This window comes from Terriglobia bacterium, assembly GCA_020073085.1.
In the GTDB taxonomy this organism is placed as follows: domain Bacteria; phylum Acidobacteriota; class Terriglobia; order JAIQFV01; family JAIQFV01; genus JAIQFV01.
Window position 1 is genome coordinate 279,431 of record JAIQFV010000002.1, and the last position, 17,070, is coordinate 296,500.

Below are 17,070 nucleotides of genomic sequence, written 5' to 3' on the forward strand. Positions count from 1 at the left end.
CCGGCGAGCCGGGCTGTAATTCAATGTCTTTCGTTCGCAACCGCCATGCATCTATTGATCCCCTCCCCTAACGGCCAGTTGGAAGCTCTCTTGACCGAACCGAACATCTCCCCGCGTGAATGGGGGTGTGTGCTTTGTCATCCCCACCCGCAGTTTGGCGGAAGCATGCACACCAAAGCAATATTCCGCTCGGCGCGGGCTCTCCAGTCATTGGGGATGGTGACGCTTCAATTCAACTTTCGGGGAGTAGGTCAAAGCACAGGCGCATTTGACGAGGGGCGAGGGGAGAAGGACGACGTCCGTGCCGCGATTGACTTTCTGCAGATGCGTTTTCCAAAGGCGAAACTCGCCCTGCTCGGTTTTTCTTTTGGCGCCTGGGTGGGGCTTCAGGTGGGCGTAGAGGATGAGAGGATCGAGCAACTCATCGGCTTGGGAATCCCGTTCAGCATCTCCTCATTTTCATTCCTGAAAGCGAGTGTAAAGGCCAAACTGATCGTGCAAGGCTCGCGCGACGAATTTGGGTGCCGGGACGTCATCGAGACATGGTACGAAACCTTGTCGGAACCGAAGAAGCTCGTCCTTATCGAAGAAGCGACCCATTTGTTTGAGGGAAAAATCCACGAGCTCCAGAAATCCATGGTGGAGTACTTCAGGGAGCGTTACGCAATGAACGCCGTCAATCCAATATGAGAGTGAAACCTCCGGTTAGGGGACACAAACTCGGATCGCTCGTGGAATGTGCCACCCCGGCTCCTATTCAAGTCCCCTCTCTGTGTAGTCCGCGTTCCTCTGTGTCCAATGTCCTATTTCCGGAAATTCTCCAGGGCCAAGGTACGGTTGAGGGCGACACGCGTGAACACCAGTGACTCCGCCAACTGGCCGGCGATGTAGCGATCGATCCGGAAGGGGAATTTGACGGTCGCGCCCGAGTCTCCAGTCTTGGCTGCAGGCTTTGCCGAAAACGGCTCGGGGCTCGCCAGGGGGACGTCTCGGTAGTCAGAAAACTCAAAGACCTCGGTGAGCGCGACGGGTTGATTTGAAAACGGATCGGTCGCCGTATCGTAATCAAATTCCATGCGCGTGACCAGCGAGGTGGCGTCGTCGATGTAATAGCGCGTCGATTTCCCCGGCGAGCTGCCTTGAGGACCATGACCGTTTCCGGGTGAATCATCGACTTCAATCACCTTCCTGTTCCTGGCTGCCTCAAAGGCTGGAGTGGGATGGGCCCGGTCGCGGTGGCCATTTGCATTCCCGTTTCCGTTGTCGTTGCCGTTATCGGCAGCTCCGTTGGCGCCCTGGCCTTGTGCGGTAAACCTGTCGGTGAGGTCGGCAAGGTTCTTGCCATGCTTGCGGAAGTTGAACAGCGCCTCCAGGGAATGTTCGGTTTGGGATTCAATGAAGCGCTGGACATGGCCTGCCGCCTTGGTGCTGAGGGGGCCGGCCGAGTGCCACTGGTCGTTGCCATCGGTTCCCTCGCGCGTGAGGATCCTCTCGGGAGAGCGAGGATTGACAAAAGAGGACTGTGGCGCAGTGGACCCGTCTGGAGATGCCTCGGGTGCCTTGAACATGAGTCGCTGAAGCTTGTCGCCCTTGGCGCCACCTCCCGCAGGATCGGCCTGGTGAATCACGGTCACCGGAAACGTCTGCTGCGATTGCTGCATCTCGTTATCGTAGCGATAAATGGTCACAGTTCCAGTGGCGACCCACGTCTTGACTGCGCCCTTCTGCCAGCCATCTCCATGCGCCTTGGCTGCCCGATCCGCATGTGCTGAAGGGGAATTGCCCTGGGCCCAACAGGTCATGGAGGCAAACAGCAACAGGGCAATGATGCCCACGAATTGAGCATTGACTCTGATCGGCTTCCTAAAGGGTTTCTTATTTGTCATGTCCCACCTCGGCGGAAATCTGTACCTTGTCTTCTTTCTTTATTGCCCGAGTGTTTGTTTGCGTTGGGCAGCCTCAACGAAGCTACTGATCGCTGTACAATGCGGCCTCATCTCGACAGAAAGCAGGTTCCATCACACGGATTCCCGGGTGCAATCAGATTGCAAAGAACGCGAATGATATGGTCCGATTGTGTATTCTGATTCCACCCAAGCAAGTGTGCAGTGGTTGGCATTGTAATAATTCGCCAGCTCATGTTTGGAGCAGACTCATTCCAGTTTTGTAGGTGCCATTCGGATCTCTCTCTCCAAAGACAAAGCATGCGTCAGAAGGTTATACCTGAAAATTTCCTTGCCATTGGACAACATCAAGCCTTTATTAGATATTGAAAAGAACCCTCCGCGATACGGTCCCAATTCGCCCTGCAACTCTTTGGTCTTTGTTTTCGAGGCCTTAGCCGCTTCGATTTGCACTCGGTCGACAAGTTTCCCATCAGAAACCGTGTAGATTTCGTACTCCACAGGTTTAGTCTGTGGCCCAACTGCGGGTATGGACCTATTTGGCACGAATACAATCATGCCTCCATCAGGGCTGAGGTATGATTCCCCGAAAGGGAAGGTATTTATCTTCTTTGAAGTTTTCTTTGATCCGAGATCATAAGTGAATAAGTAACAGTCCAGAGTGGCACCCTCACCTTTGCAAGCGTGTAGTAATATCTTCTCATTTTGCAGGTCGTCAGGGCCTACTCGGCGATTCCCTTCAGCAAGGCCATTCAGTGGCAGTGTGTCAAGGATCGCGAAGTTTGAAAGACTAACAGTCACGAGGTTCCGGCCGGGTCCATATGCGTATAATAGACTTGAATCATCGGAATACAGGGGATGCGATATCGTCCCATTACCCCCAACCCAATATTCTGAGGGAGTATGCAGGGATCCATATGTTTCACCACTCAGAATAATTGTCTTGTTCTTCCACTCCATAGGATCCTTCTGACTAGTGGTCTCTGAATAATCCATCGCAATCGTCTTGCCATCGGGGGAGATAAACAGTTTTCCCAATGAGTCTCTTGAAATAACGGGGAGCTTACGAAGGACCTTCTTTTTGTTTACATCAACCACCCACCATCTGTACTGGTTCTCCCCAGGATAATAGTCTTGAACAAACAAGCGCCCATGCCCTTCGTCCCCAACGTAGTCGACTATTCGACCAATCATAGAGAAATCCACATCTCCGATTACCGAAATTTCACCAGTGGCAATGTCCAGTGACTTGATTCGACAAGTGTGGTCGTGCACATTTCTTGTTAATTCATATTCGCCTAGCCTTCCAAAGGGATTCTCATCGACTATGTAGACTTCATTGCGATCCCTAAACACGCGTATAGGAGACGCAAGGATGGTCATATTGTTCCCCAAGCTCAGCGAGACTATCATCGCGCCAAATACAACTCTCACGAGATGGTGTCTAAGCATATGGGACCTCCTAGAATGGTGGATGATCCGAAATGAACTTAACTTTATCTGCGTAACATATTCCGCCGGATTGCTTCGAACAAAAGGAATCGTTCCTCAAAAATACCGCACGTTCACTGTCGTAAGTGTAGTATCTTCCCCCGTTAAACCGTTGCCATGATTGCATCTGCAGTTGGTCAACTGTGAAATTGTTGCTAAATTTGACAAGATCGCTTTTCGCGATATTGTACTTTTCTTCAATCGTAGTCAATCCCTGAGCAATGTTCTTCTTCCAATCAAAAATCTCCTGCATTGAATCCGGAGGAGGGTTTGTTAGCTGCATTATTCCAAATCCTTCATCAAAAGTATGCAACGGCTGTCCTATTTCAGTCTGATTCTTACAATTTAGAGTACTCAGGAATTTAATTGATGGGCGGACAAATAACGGGGTCGGACCAAGCTAAATATTCTTAACAAAGAAGATAGCATCTAAAAGAGGGCTTTTTTGACGCTTAAGGCACCCTTTTTGCCCCGACAATTGTCCTGCTAAACCGCTTCATGCTCCAGCAACAGTCCACCGTCTTGGTGGGGCCTCAGCTTGATTGCAAGCCCCCCACCAACCCGTGGACGGGGTTGAAATGGCTTGAGTTTGTGGGACGCACCGGCCAAAGCGCTTGCGGGCTTCAAAGAGGGACCCGATCCAAGCTCGCCAGTAAGCTCCCGCCATGGTCAATTCCTTCCGGATCCATGTTGGCAAAGGGGGCTATTTTAGGGCCAAAAAAGCACTTCTAAGACCCCAATCCTATCCTTTTTTGTAATCATCCACAACCGTTTCAATCACTTGACTTGGTCCGACCCCGCACTTGCAAGCTACTTCCGGAAATTCTCCGGCGCCAAGGTACGGTTGAGGGCGACGCGCGTGAAAACGAGCGATTCCGCCAACTGGCCGGCGATGTAGCGATCGATTCGGAACGGGAATTTAACGGTCGCGCCCGAGTCTGCGGCCTTGGCCGCCGGCTTTGCAGAAAACGGCTCAGGGCTTGCGAGGGGGACGTCACGGTAGTCCGAAAACTCATAGACCTCGGTGAGCGCGACCGGTTGATTTGAGAACGGATCGGTCGCCGTGTCGTAATCAAATTCCATGCGGGTGACTAGTGAAGTGGCGTCGTCGATGTAATAGCGCGTCGATTGCCCCGGCGAGCCGCCTTGGGGACCATGACCGTTTCCGGATGAATCGGCGACTTCAATGACCTTCCTTTTCCTGGCGGCCTCAAAGGCTGGAGTGGGATGGGCTCGATCACGATGTCCATTGGCATTCCCGTTTCCATTGTCGTTGCCGTTATCCTCGGCTCGGTTGGCGCCCTGGCCCTGTGCAGTAAAGCGGTCGGTGAGGTCTGCAAGGTTCTTCCCATGCTTCCGGAAGTTGGACAGGGCCTCGAGTGACCGTTCGGTTTGGGATTCAATGAAGCGCTGGACAGGGCCTGCCGCTTTGGTACTGAGCGGGCCGGCCGAATGCCACTGGTCGGTGCCGTCGGTCCCCTCGCGCGTGAGGATCCTCTCGGGAGAGCGAGGATTGACAAAAGAGGATTGTGGCGCAGTGGACCCGTCTGGAGATGCCTCGGGTGCCTTGAAAGTGAGCCGCTGGAGCTTATCGCCCCTGGAACCTCCTCCTGCAGGATCAGCCTGGTGAATCACGGTCACCGGAAACGTCTGCTGCGATTGCTGAATGTCGCTATTCCCCACGGACGGATCTGAAACATATCGATAGATGGTCATCGTCCCCTGAGCCACCCACGTCTTGACCGCGCCCTTCTGCCAGCCGTCTCCGTGCGCCATGGCTGCTCGATCCGCATGTGCCACGGCAGAGTTGCCCTGGGCCAAACAGGTCATGGACGCGGACAGTAAGAGAGCAATGATACCCACAAAGTAACGGCTCGCTCTGATCACCCTTATAAAAGTTTTTTGATTTCTCATGTTCCACCTCGGTGGAATACTGTATGCGAAGCTCTTTCCCTTCTTGCTGGGTGCTTGTTGCCTTTCAACAGTCGTAACGAAGTGGCTGACCCCACCTCATCCCCATGGAGCAATTCTCTTTGAATCTGCAGAGACATCGTCCTAGCCTCTCAGTGGAACTCCATTCCTCAGAGGACCCGGACACATGGCTCCCAACGCCATGTGTGCGCCACCCCGCCCAACCGAAAGATGCGAAGAAGTGACTGCAGGCGATTAAGCCTCCCTACTTGTTTTGAGCTGGTTTCATAATCTTCGATTTCCGAATCTCGTCTTGAACAGACTTATCAGCACAGATGTCACTGTGGTCATACTTATTGACACAAGGCGATGTATCTTTGGAGAGGAGCTGTTCAAACTTCTTCCTGACTTCTGGGTTGTCCATATTCCCCAGCGTTCTAACAACCTGATATCGAATGTCCCGATCGTCTTGGCTATTCTCAAGCACTCGAAACAGGGGTTGCAAATCGATGGATCGCCCAAGGTCAACAAGCGGAAGGACCGCCCACATTAATTTATCCCGGACTAAGAAAGGTCGACTCGGATCTGCTGCGATTTGCACAAGTTCATTCAGTCCCTGATCATCGAGATGCTCTCTGCTTTGCTGAAGCCTCTGTTTTTTCAAGGCTGGGATGGCGGGCAATGACACACTGTCCGGCCATACTGCCACGGCATCCGCAGAAGCGCCTATTGCAATCACCTCGGGGGTCTGAGGATTCTTTAAAAGCTTCAAAGAGAAATGCGCCAACTCCCGCATTTGTTCCTGGCGATCTTGAATGGTGCCGATTTCAAGATACCGTTGAAGGACGTTCACCTCCTGGTGTTTATCGTCGATCGGAAAAAAGGACGAAGCGCCGAAGAGGGGCTTCCCTTGATTCAACTTGTCGCCTCCCAGCCACATGATCAAACCGCCGGGATCCTCAAAAATGGCTGGAAACAGACGAAAAATCCCCTCTTGACCATCGGCAATCTCCGGATAATTCTCCTCCTGTCGAGGTGCATTTGTCGGCAGTTTTCCTGTCTTCCGAAGCTCCTCGAAATCCTTGTGGGGATCCCATCCTGCCGGGGGGATAGAGCGAAGCATCACCCAAGGAAGAATTACGGCTTGAATCTCAGTGCCCGGCAAGATTCTGGAACCTTTAACCACCTCTTCGACCCGGAGATGTAAGACCTTGACTCCGCTGATATTGGCTAATGTGTGGTTATAGACTTTAACTCCCTGTGCGATTGCGCTGCTCTTGACTTGGCACACAACGATTAGTGTGGCATTTTGAGCAAACGAGAAGTCCATTACAGCGGAAGAGTTGAAGAACCATAAATCACTTACAGCATAAGGGTTAACGAGCCTTGAATCACCCGCCCGGGCAGATTGGGAATCTGCATAAAGCGGCCAACAAACAAGGACAAATAAAATCACAAAAACCTTGGCTTTCAACATAATCCCTCCGTGCGCACTCTACCGTGGTAGTATGGCTGTCAGGTAAGCTGTTTCATTCTCCCTGAAGGATAATTGTGTGCTGAGAACTAACGGAGTAGCTCCATCGGTCGCGAAACCACTGAATACTTTCTGCATTATTCCCGCGGTTGCATGATGATTCGCGTCCCCGTCAAACGCCACTCCCGCAAATCGATTGTCCCCATTTTGAGTAACCTGACTTTGGGAATTACTGTTCGGAACCAAACCCAGAACATGTCCGATTTCATGGGCGGCAACGTTTGCGATGCCGTTTGCGATCAAATCGTTTGACGCTCTCAGCCCTGATCCGTTGATCAAGGGGAGCTGATTGATAAAAACACCCCTAGGCGCAAGCGCATCACCTCCAAAGATGGCAGGTAAGAAGTCCAAGTCGTTAACAACCGCATCTCCCACTGTAACTGTTTCGGTGTCAGAAAACCTTCGAGGCGGTGAGAAATTCCCATTCGAGTCTTTCAGCGCTGAAATATCCATCGTCACAACGGCATCAGAGCCGGCGTCTGGCGTCCCCCATCCCGGAGGTTGCGAGAGCATTACCACCACGTTCGCGGCGCTAAAGAGCGATTGCACCCTTGCGACAACTGCGGCCTCGATAGAAGCTACATCAGCATCTGAGAGAGCCAGACCCGCGCCGGGAAAACTCCCCTTCATGAAACTAATCGCGTCAGGGAGAAATCTCAAGTACAGCCTCATGGGACCAACTTGAACGAAGGGTTTCTCCTGAGTCTTGTAGTTTTTGAGAAATGTATGATCTGGAAGGTATGCTGCGGCCAACACAACACCTGGGGTTGAGTTGCCCGTGACTAATCCTGTCTGATTGACAAAGGCGGTGTCTTGGCCATTTTGGACTGTGGCGGCAAGCGTGAGCGTAGAGAAGGTTGTGCCTTGAGGAAATTGGGCCAACGAATTTCCTTGGGCGTCGGTCGGTATGAGCTGGCGAGTTCCCCCCGAGTTCAAAGAAATGATGGAAGGAGAAATGAACGTCGTCTGACTTGGGTCAGCAACATTCACTCTCACACGCGCTTGAGCGGCCGCCACTTGGGCTGGCGAATCGTGGGACGGGAAGAAATCCGGCAGAATTCCAGCGGTGCCACGAAAGTCAGCGGTGTAAATAGTTGTTCCTGAAGGCCTAAGAGGAACAGATTGGCTTAGGTCGCAGGGTGTAAAGTCCAACAATTCATCCCCGCAATCATACGGAGGGTCATTGACATCATCAGTAATATGAACGTGGCTAATCCTGATGGGGTTGCCCTGGCTCGTGGAAACAGTCCAAGATAGGGTTGTGGAGGAACCTTCGATGATGGTTTGAGGGGTGGCCGTAAGCGTCGCATTAAGTCCGGGCGTGACATTCACACACGTGGCACCGGGCGAGAAACTGAAGCCGCCGAGGAAGGTCATGTTGACCAGGCCGGCACAGATCTGCGTATCCTGGGGGAGACTGACCACGTTGATCGTGTCGGTGCAGACCCCCGGCTGGCTGCAATCCTCCGGCGCGCTGGACAGGAATCCGAGGAGTGGGCGGGTGAACTGGAGGCTCTTGCTCGTAGGAGTAATAAAACCGATCGTCATGTTCACCGACAAGGCGCAAGGCTCCGGAGTACAGTAACACACTTGTACGTCGGAGATGGAGTTGCACGCCAACTGAAATCCCAAACTGGTATAGATGCGCACCCTAATGCCAATGAAACCGACCGTCAGATTGATGGGGTGGCCGATTTTAATATTATGGAGGCAACTGGTGTCGAACCAACTGTTGCCGCACTGAATGAAGGGAAGGCCGATCTGGAACGAGGCGACGTCAATTTCCGTGGGGGCGCAGGCGCCCGAGCAAGACCCGTAATTGTCCAGGATGATGGGTGTGTTGTTGCGCACCTGCTTGTCAAACGATGTGTTGCGGCTGGTCAGTTTGCCCGCTTGGATCTGAATCCCCTGGGCGCTGGTGAGAGGGCCAACCTGGATTTCGACCGAACTGTCTCCGGCGGCGTTCGAGGCAATGATATGAGCAATTCCCGGAGCCACGTTGGGATCCACCGTGAGGAGTCCGACGACGATCTCGTAGCCCTCCGGCGCTTGCGAGACACTTTGCAGTTGCACCATGCCTCTTAGTATATGGATGCCGGAATTATCCGCATGGATATCAGCGTTGGCCAGGTTGTTTCCCGTCAAATGAAAGTAGTACACCCCTCCCGCGTTGGGCGTGGCAGGAGCGACCGAATCGATCGTCGGCTTGCTCGCTGCATCCAGAACCCGAAAAATGACATTGGTGATGCCGTACTGCGGAACAGTCACAGTGAATAAATAGGTTCCCGTGGGAGTCCCGTTGGCAACGACGGTGACTTGAAGTTGTGTGTCGCTGACGTTCGAGACAGTGCTGATGGCCAGAGTTGAGTCCGTGGTGACCATCGCCTGGGTCAAATTGCTTCCCGTCAAAGTGAACGTCTGAGTGGCCCCGGTAAGCATAGACGTCGGTGAAATGGACGTGACCACGGGCTGGCCTTGCGGGTTCACCGCAGTCACGGAGAAGTTCACGATCTGGCTTCCCCCGAGCGTCTTGACGGTGATTGGAACGCTTTGAACCGGCGCATCGTTGGCGATTGCCACGAGAGCTGAGATTTGTGTTGCGGTGACCGTGGGCGGAGGCGAAATCGAAAATGCGACGTGACTGGAGGATGGAACTGAAAGCGTCGCACCGGTGAGATTGGAACCGGCAATGACAATTTCAAAATCATGTTGTCCTTGCTTGCCGGAAGATGGGGTGATGGTCGCGAGGCTCGGCGGCAAGGCCACACCAATGACCAGATTGGCGGAAACATCCCCAAACCACACCCCATTTTGCGCCATCTGCCATAGAAAATTGTAAGTTCCAGGTGTTGTGGGTGCAGTGACATTAAAGGAGAAAGTCTTGCTTGCTCCTGGGGGGACCGATTCACCAGCCGCCAGCACCACGCGGCTCGGACCCCAGGTCGTGTTGTTCGCAGGGTTTTGAGAGCCCAGCTGGTAGTTTCCTGCCGCATTCCAGGTGGTCGTTCCGGTGTTGGTCAAGGTCACTGAGACGGCGTAGAGGCCACCCGGAACCATTACCGTCGGAACGGATTGGCTGACGAATTGGGCATTGTTGACCATCACATTCAGCGAGCCCGAAGCAGTCCCGCATGGAGTGCTTATATGAAAGGGCTGGAGCCCAGCCGGGACGTCAGTGGCCAAGGAGACGGTGGCGGTGACGGGGCTGCCGTCATACCAGGGATCCGGGGAGTAACTGGGGAATGTGATCCCCGCAGCGTCGCTCCATATCGTCAGTGGACCGCACAATCGCGTCCCCGTGATAGAATACGTGGTGGTCGTCCCTGCCACGACAGGCCCTATCGTATTGGGCACAATCGCCAGGTCCGGGGGATTGGGACATCGGATCGAGATCGCAGCCGACTGGTCGGCCCATGGGATGGCAGGAAGCAGTGAATCCCTCAATCCAGTATACGCATAATCTCCGATCGCTGTGCACCTCGAAGCGAAAAGAGGGGCCTGAGCTAACTGACCCGCTGATTCATTGGAGGCCCAGCTAAACACCGGCCAGCCGTAAGTGTACTCCGGCCCGAGTCCATTCAAAAGATAGCGGCTGTCGGCCGTGACACTTCCCATGTTGCCCGCTGACATGGTGAAGGTGCCCGGCGGAACCATTGAGGCTGGCGAAATTGTGAGGGTATTGGGGTAGGGTATCGGTGGGTTTATTGTAAGGCTGACCGGCGGTGACAGCATCACCCAGGTGCTGGCATCAGCGTTCTTGATGGCCCGATAGGTGTAAGTGCCTGTGCCGTCGTTGTGATTGACCGTCACTTTGACTTTCCCCTGGCTGTCGAGCTGCTTCTCCCATCGGGCCACGGTCACCACATTCCCCGGATTGCCCGACCATTCGTATTGCAAGCTCAACCACAGGTTGGCCCCATTGCCCACCGTCAGCCAGTAATCTCCGTTGCCGGCATTCTGGGAAGTTGGCGAGAAACTCATGGAGGTAGGCTGGGGGTAAACCGAAGGCGTGCTCTGATTCAGCGTGGAGGCGCCGAACCAGCCCACACCCTCTCGCACCATCCGCCACTGGAAGTTGTAGGTGTTGGGGGTGGAAGGGGCTGTGATTGCAAACGTAAAGGTCTTGTTCGCTCCCGGCACAACGCTCTCACCTGTCGCCAGCGTCACCCGGCTCAAGCCCCACGTCGTGTTGCTGGCAGGGTTCTGTGACCCCAACCGATAGCTTTGGCTTTCACTCCACGTTGTAGTGCCGCTGTTGCGCATCGTTACCGACACGGTATAAGTGCGCCCAGCCTCCAAAGGCGAGGGCAATGTGGTTTGACTTATGAAGCCGGCATTATCCACCATTGAGTTGACCGTGATGCGCGTGGTGGCTGTCGTGGAGTCGCCGCTACTATTGTAGACCGTGAGCGTGTAAGTCGTAGTGGCGGTCGGGGTGACCCACATCCAGCCGCTCGGGCTGACGTACTGGCCGTTGATCTTGGCTGAAGAAACATTCTCGCCGTCCCAGTTCAAGTAGGTTCCATCTCCCCGGTTGATGGTGGATTGATCAGGGTAAAAATAGCTGACCGAAGGGGGAGCAGGCCGAGGATAGAGCGTCAGCGGGGTGGAAATGTTGGTCCAGGCGCCGTTCGGTCCATTGTTCGAATTGCGAATTCCGGTGAAGGTGTAACTGCCGGCGAAGGAATCACTGTCGTAATAGTTGTCAACACAACCATCCGCCCCAAACGTGACCCCGTAGTCGGTTTCATACGGGACGCCGTCCCAGTAGTACTTCAGATCGACCGTCATGTTGGCCCCGCCGCCAGCACAGAACCTCACCGTACCGGGCATGGTGAGACTGGGGGTGCTCGCCGACAGTGAAGTGGGATTGGGCGCAGCGGCATTCATCAGAAGTGGAGAGGCGAGCAGCAGACTGAGAAGGCAAAGCATGAGAAGAGAAATCAGGTCTGGTCTCCATGTCGTTCTTCCGGCGCCAGGCGAATCTCCAGCGGAGGAATCACTCTCTGATGAATTCTCATTTACAGAAATCCAGGGTGGACAGTCTCGAGTCCCGACTTGCTGTGCTTCAAGATTCTCGGATGCGCCGTTCCCACCCAAGATGACAGAGCCCTGCCGGGGCGAATTGATTCGAGGTGCCGGTGCTGACATAAGAGCCTCCTCCGGGGAAAGAGGAAAAAGGGATGAAAGGAACAACATCCTAAATTTGAACCTGGGGTCGCTCGTGGTGACGAGTTTGAAGGGGGAAGAACACGAGCGCTTTAATCGATAACATAGAGCGGGGGGTGGGGGCGTCAAGAGTTATTTGCAAAAACTTTCACAAAGTAACGCTCACGTTTGGTTCCGATTTCAGTTTTTCTGAGGATGAATAGAAACAGAATTCAGACGAGAGGCTTCAACTATCTTCTGCGCCGTGCGCGGACTCCGATGATACGGAGTGTGATGACTTGTCCACTCTTTGTGGAAGACTGCTTGTTATGGCAGTAGGGGCGCATCGCCATGCGCCCCCCGGACGTTGGACATTCGCGGTTCATGTATCAGCGTAAAGAATCAGGTTTTTCGAAGAATTCGGGGCGCATGGCTATGCGCCCCTACGAGGGATGATGGACATTTTGGTAAGATGCCTAGTGACGTTCGTGTCCGAAGGCCGATTGACTCGACGCGTGCACCCCGATAGGTCGGGGCATGCACCACCCCGGCCGAAGTTTGAAGATGAGAGGAACGTGCCATGAGTGACAGAATCCCCATGATTGTGTTTTCAGATTATCTTTGACCGTGGTGCTACAACGCCGCGGTGCGGCTGCGAATCATCCAGAGAGAGTTTCAGGACTCTATTGAGATGATCGAGAAGTTCTTCCCGTTGCGGCGAGGTGTGGAAAACCATGCCGAATTCACGGAATATATCATTGAGCATCGTCACGCCGCCAGCGAGCAATTGAAGTCCGATGCCGAAGTGACCGATCCTCCCGCCTTCTCCATTCCTCCCCTGGGGACCCGTTATCCGCGCTCCTCGATGCCGGCTTTGGAGGCTGCAGCCTTTGTCCAACGGAATTATCCGGATCGTTTTGACGCCTTCGACCTGGCTCTATTTCAGGCATTCTTCACCCGTACTGAGGACATCAGCAACATCGATTTCCTGGTTCGCCTGGCGTTTGACTACAACATCAGCATGGAGACCCTGCGGGAGGCCCTGGAATCCAGGCAATTCAGAGAAACCGTAATGAAGGATTTTCGAGTAGCGGCGGAGGAGTTTGGGGTCACGGGAATCCCCACTGTCATTCTCCCGGACCAGTTCCCTATCGTCGGCGCTGTTGCGACCAGCCAGTATCGGGAGGCAGTTCAGCGTGCGATTCGGGAGCGGGTTCATGCGCCGTGAGATGAATCGGAGGTGAAGACGTGAAGGGATATTTTAAAAGGCGTGCGCGGTGCTCGGTATAGGATCACTCTTCCGGGGTTATTTCTGAAATCTCTACATCGAGGCGATGCTCCGTGTCCATGGCCTCAATTTCATGCCGGCGCGCCTCGGCGTCCTCCCGCGTCTTGAACCGCTCGGTACGCGTAGCAATGCCGAGGTTCTTGCTGATCTTGGGATAGACGTTCAATTCGTAACGATCAATCTCAGTCATGGGTAAGGTGTAAGCCGATGGGGCTCCAAAGCCACAATCGGAGTCTATTGTAGTTTCTCAATCACATGAGTGATTCACCCTGCACTGCTGCCCTGTAAGGGCAGTCTCCAATAACCCAGGGCACCGCCCTGGGAAGGACGACCATTATCGGGTCTCGGTTTGCCCTGAAAGGGCAATCTGATAGAGGTGCAGCTGGGCGCACGAGAATTTTTTAATCGTCCACGGGCCCCCAAGATTCATCTACGATCTGCCTATTAAGGAAACCCGCCCAGGCGGGTTTGTGTGCTATGGGCGATATGATCCCCCAGGGCGCTGCCCCGGGCTCTTGAAGATTGCCCTTGCAGGGCAAGAGAACAGGCATGACCTTGTTTCCTCACACAAATCCCGGGGACGCCAATTACCGCTTTTTTATGCTCACGATTTCCGGATGCGTCAAGCCTTGAGGCGGTTCTCTTATTTTGCGCTTCCACTTATTGAGCCCCTGCAACCTCTTGGGTCGCCTTAATACATCTTTTCCAGGATCTGTTCCGCGGCGTCCGCCGTCTTGCTGAGATCATCGATCGTGTGTGCGGAGGAGAGGAACATGGCCTCAAACTGCGAGGGGGCGATGAAAATCCCGCGACGCAGCATTTCGTGGAAGAACTTGGCGTACGCCCTGGTATCGGAGGTTTTGGCGGAGGCGTAATCGACGACCGGCTTGCCGGTAAAGAAGACGGTCAGCATGGAGCCGATGTGGTTAATAGTGATCGGCCAGTTGCGCCGTTTGACGGTAGTTCGCAAGGCTTCCACGAAGCGATGTGTCGTCTCATCAAGCGTCTTGTGGAAACCGGGCATCCGCAATTGGCGGAACATCTCGATGCCCGCGCGCATGGCCAGCGGGTTTCCGGACAGCGTTCCGGCCTGGTAGACCGGCCCCAGCGGCGCCACCAGCGACATCACATCGCTGCGGCCGCCGTAAGCGCCCACCGGCAGTCCCCCACCGATGATCTTCCCCAGAGTGGTCAGATCGGGACGGACTCCCACAAATTCCTGGGCCCCGCCAAGGGCCAGGCGAAACCCGGTAATCACCTCGTCAAATATCAGCAGCGCCTCGTACTCGCGGGTCACTTCGCGCAAGCCTGACAGAAACGCGTCATGGGGAAGAACGACACCCATGTTGGCCGGGATAGGTTCCACGATGACGGCGGCGATGTCTTTGCCCTCTGTTTCAAAGATTTTTCGTACCGCATTGAGATTGTTGTACGGCACGTTCAAGGTCAGGGCGGCCAACTCCTCGGGCACACCCGGGCTCGCGGAAATCCCCAGCGTGGCAAGTCCTGAGCCGGCCTTCGACAAGAAACTATCCCCGTGTCCGTGGTAGCACCCTTCGAATTTCAGAATCTTCTTCCGTTTGGTGAAAGCGCGCGCCAACCGGACGGCGCTCATGGTGGCCTCGGTGCCGGAGTTGACGAAACGCACCAGGTCGATGGACGGCATCGCCGTCTTCACCAGGTTCGCGAGCTCGACTTCCAGGGGGGTAGGAGCTCCATAGCTGGTTCCGTGCGTCACTTGCTCCTGGATGGCGCGGACGATGGCGGGGTGGGCATGCCCCAAAATCAACGGACCATACGATCCGACAAAGTCGATATACTCGTAGTCTTCCACGTCGACGATCCTTGAACCGTGCGCCCGTTTGACGAAGAAGGGCTCGCCGCCCACCGCCTGGAAGGCCCGCACGGGACTGTCCACGCCGCCGGGGATCGACTTGCGGGCTTCCGTGAACCAGAATTTCGAACTCTGTAACGCTTTCACTTTTCCTTCAGCCATTTTGCGGCATCCTTTGCGAAGTAAGTCAAAATCAGATCAGCGCCGGCGCGCTTGATGGACGTCAGAAGCTCCAACACCACGCGGCGCTCGTCGAGCCAGCGATTGCGGACCGCTGCCTTTACCATGGAGTATTCGCCGCTGACATTATAAGCCGCGACGGGAACGTTGACGGCGTTCCGCACCTCACGAATGATGTCGAGGTAAGGCAGCGCCGGCTTCACCATGACGATATCCGCGCCTTCTTCAAGGTCGTTCAGAACCTCCTTGATCGCCTCGATCCGATTGGCCGGATCCATCTGGTACGAGCGCCGGTCGCCGAACTGGGGGGCGCTTTCAGCAGCTTCACGAAAGGGGCCGTAGAAACCCGAACAGTACTTGGCGGCGTAAGAAAGAATGGGGACGTTCGCGAAATCGTTTTCGTCGAGGATCTCCCGGATCGCCTTCACCCGGCCATCCATCATGTCGGAGGGCGCCACGATATCAGCGCCCGCCTGGGCGTGAGAGAGGGCCTCATCCGCCAACAACTTCAACGTCGGATCATTTGCCACATCGCCGTTTTCAATCACGCCGCAATGACCGTGGCTCGTATATTCGCACAGGCAGACGTCGGTGATGACAATCAAGTTGATTCGGGCTTTCTTGATGGCGCGAATGGCCTGCTGCACCATCCCCTGCTCCATCGACGCGTGGCTGCCGACCTCGTCCTTGGCCTCGGGAATTCCAAAAAGGATGACCGCCGGGATGCCCAACCGCGCCACCTCCCGGCATTCCCGGACGATTTCGTCCACCGACATTTGATACACGCCGGGCATGGAACGAATTTCTTTTTTTACTTTCTTTCCCGGAACCACAAACAACGGATAGATGAAGTCCCGGGGTGAGAGCGCGGTCTCCCGAACCATGCTGCGAATCAATTCGTTGCGCCGCAGCCGCCGCGGTCGATGAATCGGAAAAGGCATAAACACGACCTCCGGAATTTAAAGAGATTGATAAAAACGAATGATCGCCGCCGTGAGATCGGCGAGCGTGGATGGGCTCGCTTCGATGGCGACGTCCACACCCTGTTCCCGCAGCGCGGCGGAGGTGGTCGGGCCGATTGAGGCCGCATGAAAATGTTCCTTGATGGCGGCAAGCGGCTCACTCCCCACCCAGAGAACGAATTGTTGAACCGCCGAGGGAGAGGCAAAGGTGATGACGTCGATCTCTCCCCTTCGGATTCGTTCGATCCAGGTCGAGGACTTGCTTTCCCCCGGCTGGGTCCGGTACACCACAACCTCGAGAACCTCTGCCCCCCGGGCGCGCAGCTCGCGAGGCAGTTCCTCCCGCGCCAGGTCCCCACGCGGCAATAAAATCCTCTTCCGGAGCAAATCAGGCCCCAGGGTCTCGAGTATCCCCTCGGCGCTGAAATTATCCGGAACCGCATCGACCCGGATGCCCAACTCCTCGAGCCGGCGGGCCGTCGCCGCGCCGACGGCATAGACTTGGTGCGTATTCAAAACCGGACTCTTCTTCTGACGAAGGCCTCTCCCTGTCCATTTGTCAACCGCATTCACGCTGGTGAAGATCAACAGATCGAACCTGGCCAGCTGATCCATCGCACGGTCGACCAGGGCCCAGGAAGGTGGATCGGCGATCTGAATCAGGGGGAGGGTGATGACCTGGGCTCCCAGCGCTTCCAGTTGTGCCGCGAACTCCGCCGCCTGCTCGCGAGCCCGCGTGATGACGATAGATCGGTTCGCGAGGGGGCGACTTTTTGCGGGGGTCAGAGATTGATTCATGGTTGTTCCCGGATGAGCCC

The 17,070-nt window shown here is 55.0% G+C and carries 12 protein-coding genes; 2 read left to right on the forward strand and 10 right to left on the reverse strand.

Annotated elements, in window-relative coordinates; translation table 11 throughout:
- Window positions 1-45 precede the first annotated feature (45 nt).
- The gene (locus LAO21_03645; protein MBZ5551790.1) at window positions 46-690 is read left to right on the forward strand and encodes an alpha/beta fold hydrolase; all 645 of its coding nucleotides are present in this window, start codon (window positions 46-48) and stop codon (window positions 688-690) included.
- 113 nt (window positions 691-803) lie between these two features.
- Here the strand turns inward: LAO21_03645 and LAO21_03650 are convergent, their stop codons facing one another.
- From LAO21_03650 to LAO21_03675, 6 genes are all read right to left on the reverse strand, one after another.
- A complete protein-coding gene (locus tag LAO21_03650; protein MBZ5551791.1) occupies window positions 804-1,886 on the reverse strand; it encodes a hypothetical protein in 1,083 nt (360 codons plus the stop codon).
- Window positions 1,887-2,153: 267 nt separating this feature from the next.
- Entirely contained in the window at window positions 2,154-3,356 is a 1,203-nt protein-coding gene (locus LAO21_03655) for a hypothetical protein (protein MBZ5551792.1), read from the reverse strand.
- A 10-nt stretch (window positions 3,357-3,366) separates the two neighbouring features.
- The gene (locus LAO21_03660) at window positions 3,367-3,708 is read right to left on the reverse strand and encodes a hypothetical protein (GenBank protein MBZ5551793.1); all 342 of its coding nucleotides are present in this window, start codon (window positions 3,706-3,708) and stop codon (window positions 3,367-3,369) included.
- Between the two features lie 497 nt (window positions 3,709-4,205).
- Window positions 4,206-5,309 carry a hypothetical protein gene (locus LAO21_03665; GenBank protein ID MBZ5551794.1) on the reverse strand — a complete coding sequence of 368 codons (1,104 nt, stop codon included), beginning with the start codon at window positions 5,307-5,309 and terminating at the stop codon, window positions 4,206-4,208.
- A 262-nt stretch (window positions 5,310-5,571) separates the two neighbouring features.
- Window positions 5,572-6,783, reverse strand: a complete 1,212-nt coding sequence (locus LAO21_03670; protein ID MBZ5551795.1) for a hypothetical protein — start codon at window positions 6,781-6,783, stop codon at window positions 5,572-5,574.
- A gap of 18 nt (window positions 6,784-6,801) precedes the next feature.
- Window positions 6,802-11,772: a hypothetical protein gene (locus LAO21_03675; protein ID MBZ5551796.1), complete on the reverse strand. Its 4,971-nt coding sequence runs from the start codon at window positions 11,770-11,772 to the stop codon at window positions 6,802-6,804.
- Window positions 11,773-12,634: 862 nt separating this feature from the next.
- Between LAO21_03675 and LAO21_03680 the strand changes: the two genes are divergently transcribed.
- Window positions 12,635-13,216: a DsbA family protein gene (locus tag LAO21_03680; GenBank protein MBZ5551797.1), complete on the forward strand. Its 582-nt coding sequence runs from the start codon at window positions 12,635-12,637 to the stop codon at window positions 13,214-13,216.
- Window positions 13,217-13,280: 64 nt separating this feature from the next.
- Here LAO21_03680 and LAO21_03685 read toward each other — a convergent pair whose 3' ends face one another.
- The 4 genes from LAO21_03685 to LAO21_03700 form a co-directional block, all read right to left on the reverse strand.
- Window positions 13,281-13,466 (reverse strand): hypothetical protein, encoded by a 186-nt coding sequence (locus LAO21_03685; GenBank protein ID MBZ5551798.1) that lies wholly within the window; start codon window positions 13,464-13,466, stop codon window positions 13,281-13,283.
- A gap of 501 nt (window positions 13,467-13,967) precedes the next feature.
- Window positions 13,968-15,272, reverse strand: coding sequence for a glutamate-1-semialdehyde 2,1-aminomutase (gene hemL, locus LAO21_03690; protein ID MBZ5551799.1), 1,305 nt, complete (start codon window positions 15,270-15,272; stop codon window positions 13,968-13,970).
- A complete protein-coding gene (gene hemB / locus LAO21_03695) occupies window positions 15,254-16,231 on the reverse strand; it encodes a porphobilinogen synthase (protein MBZ5551800.1) in 978 nt (325 codons plus the stop codon). The genes hemL and hemB overlap by 19 nt, the downstream gene beginning before the upstream one ends.
- A gap of 18 nt (window positions 16,232-16,249) precedes the next feature.
- On the reverse strand, window positions 16,250-17,050 hold the full coding sequence (locus LAO21_03700) for a uroporphyrinogen-III synthase (protein ID MBZ5551801.1): 801 nt from the start codon (window positions 17,048-17,050) through the stop codon (window positions 16,250-16,252).
- Between the last annotated feature and the right edge of the window lie 20 nt (window positions 17,051-17,070).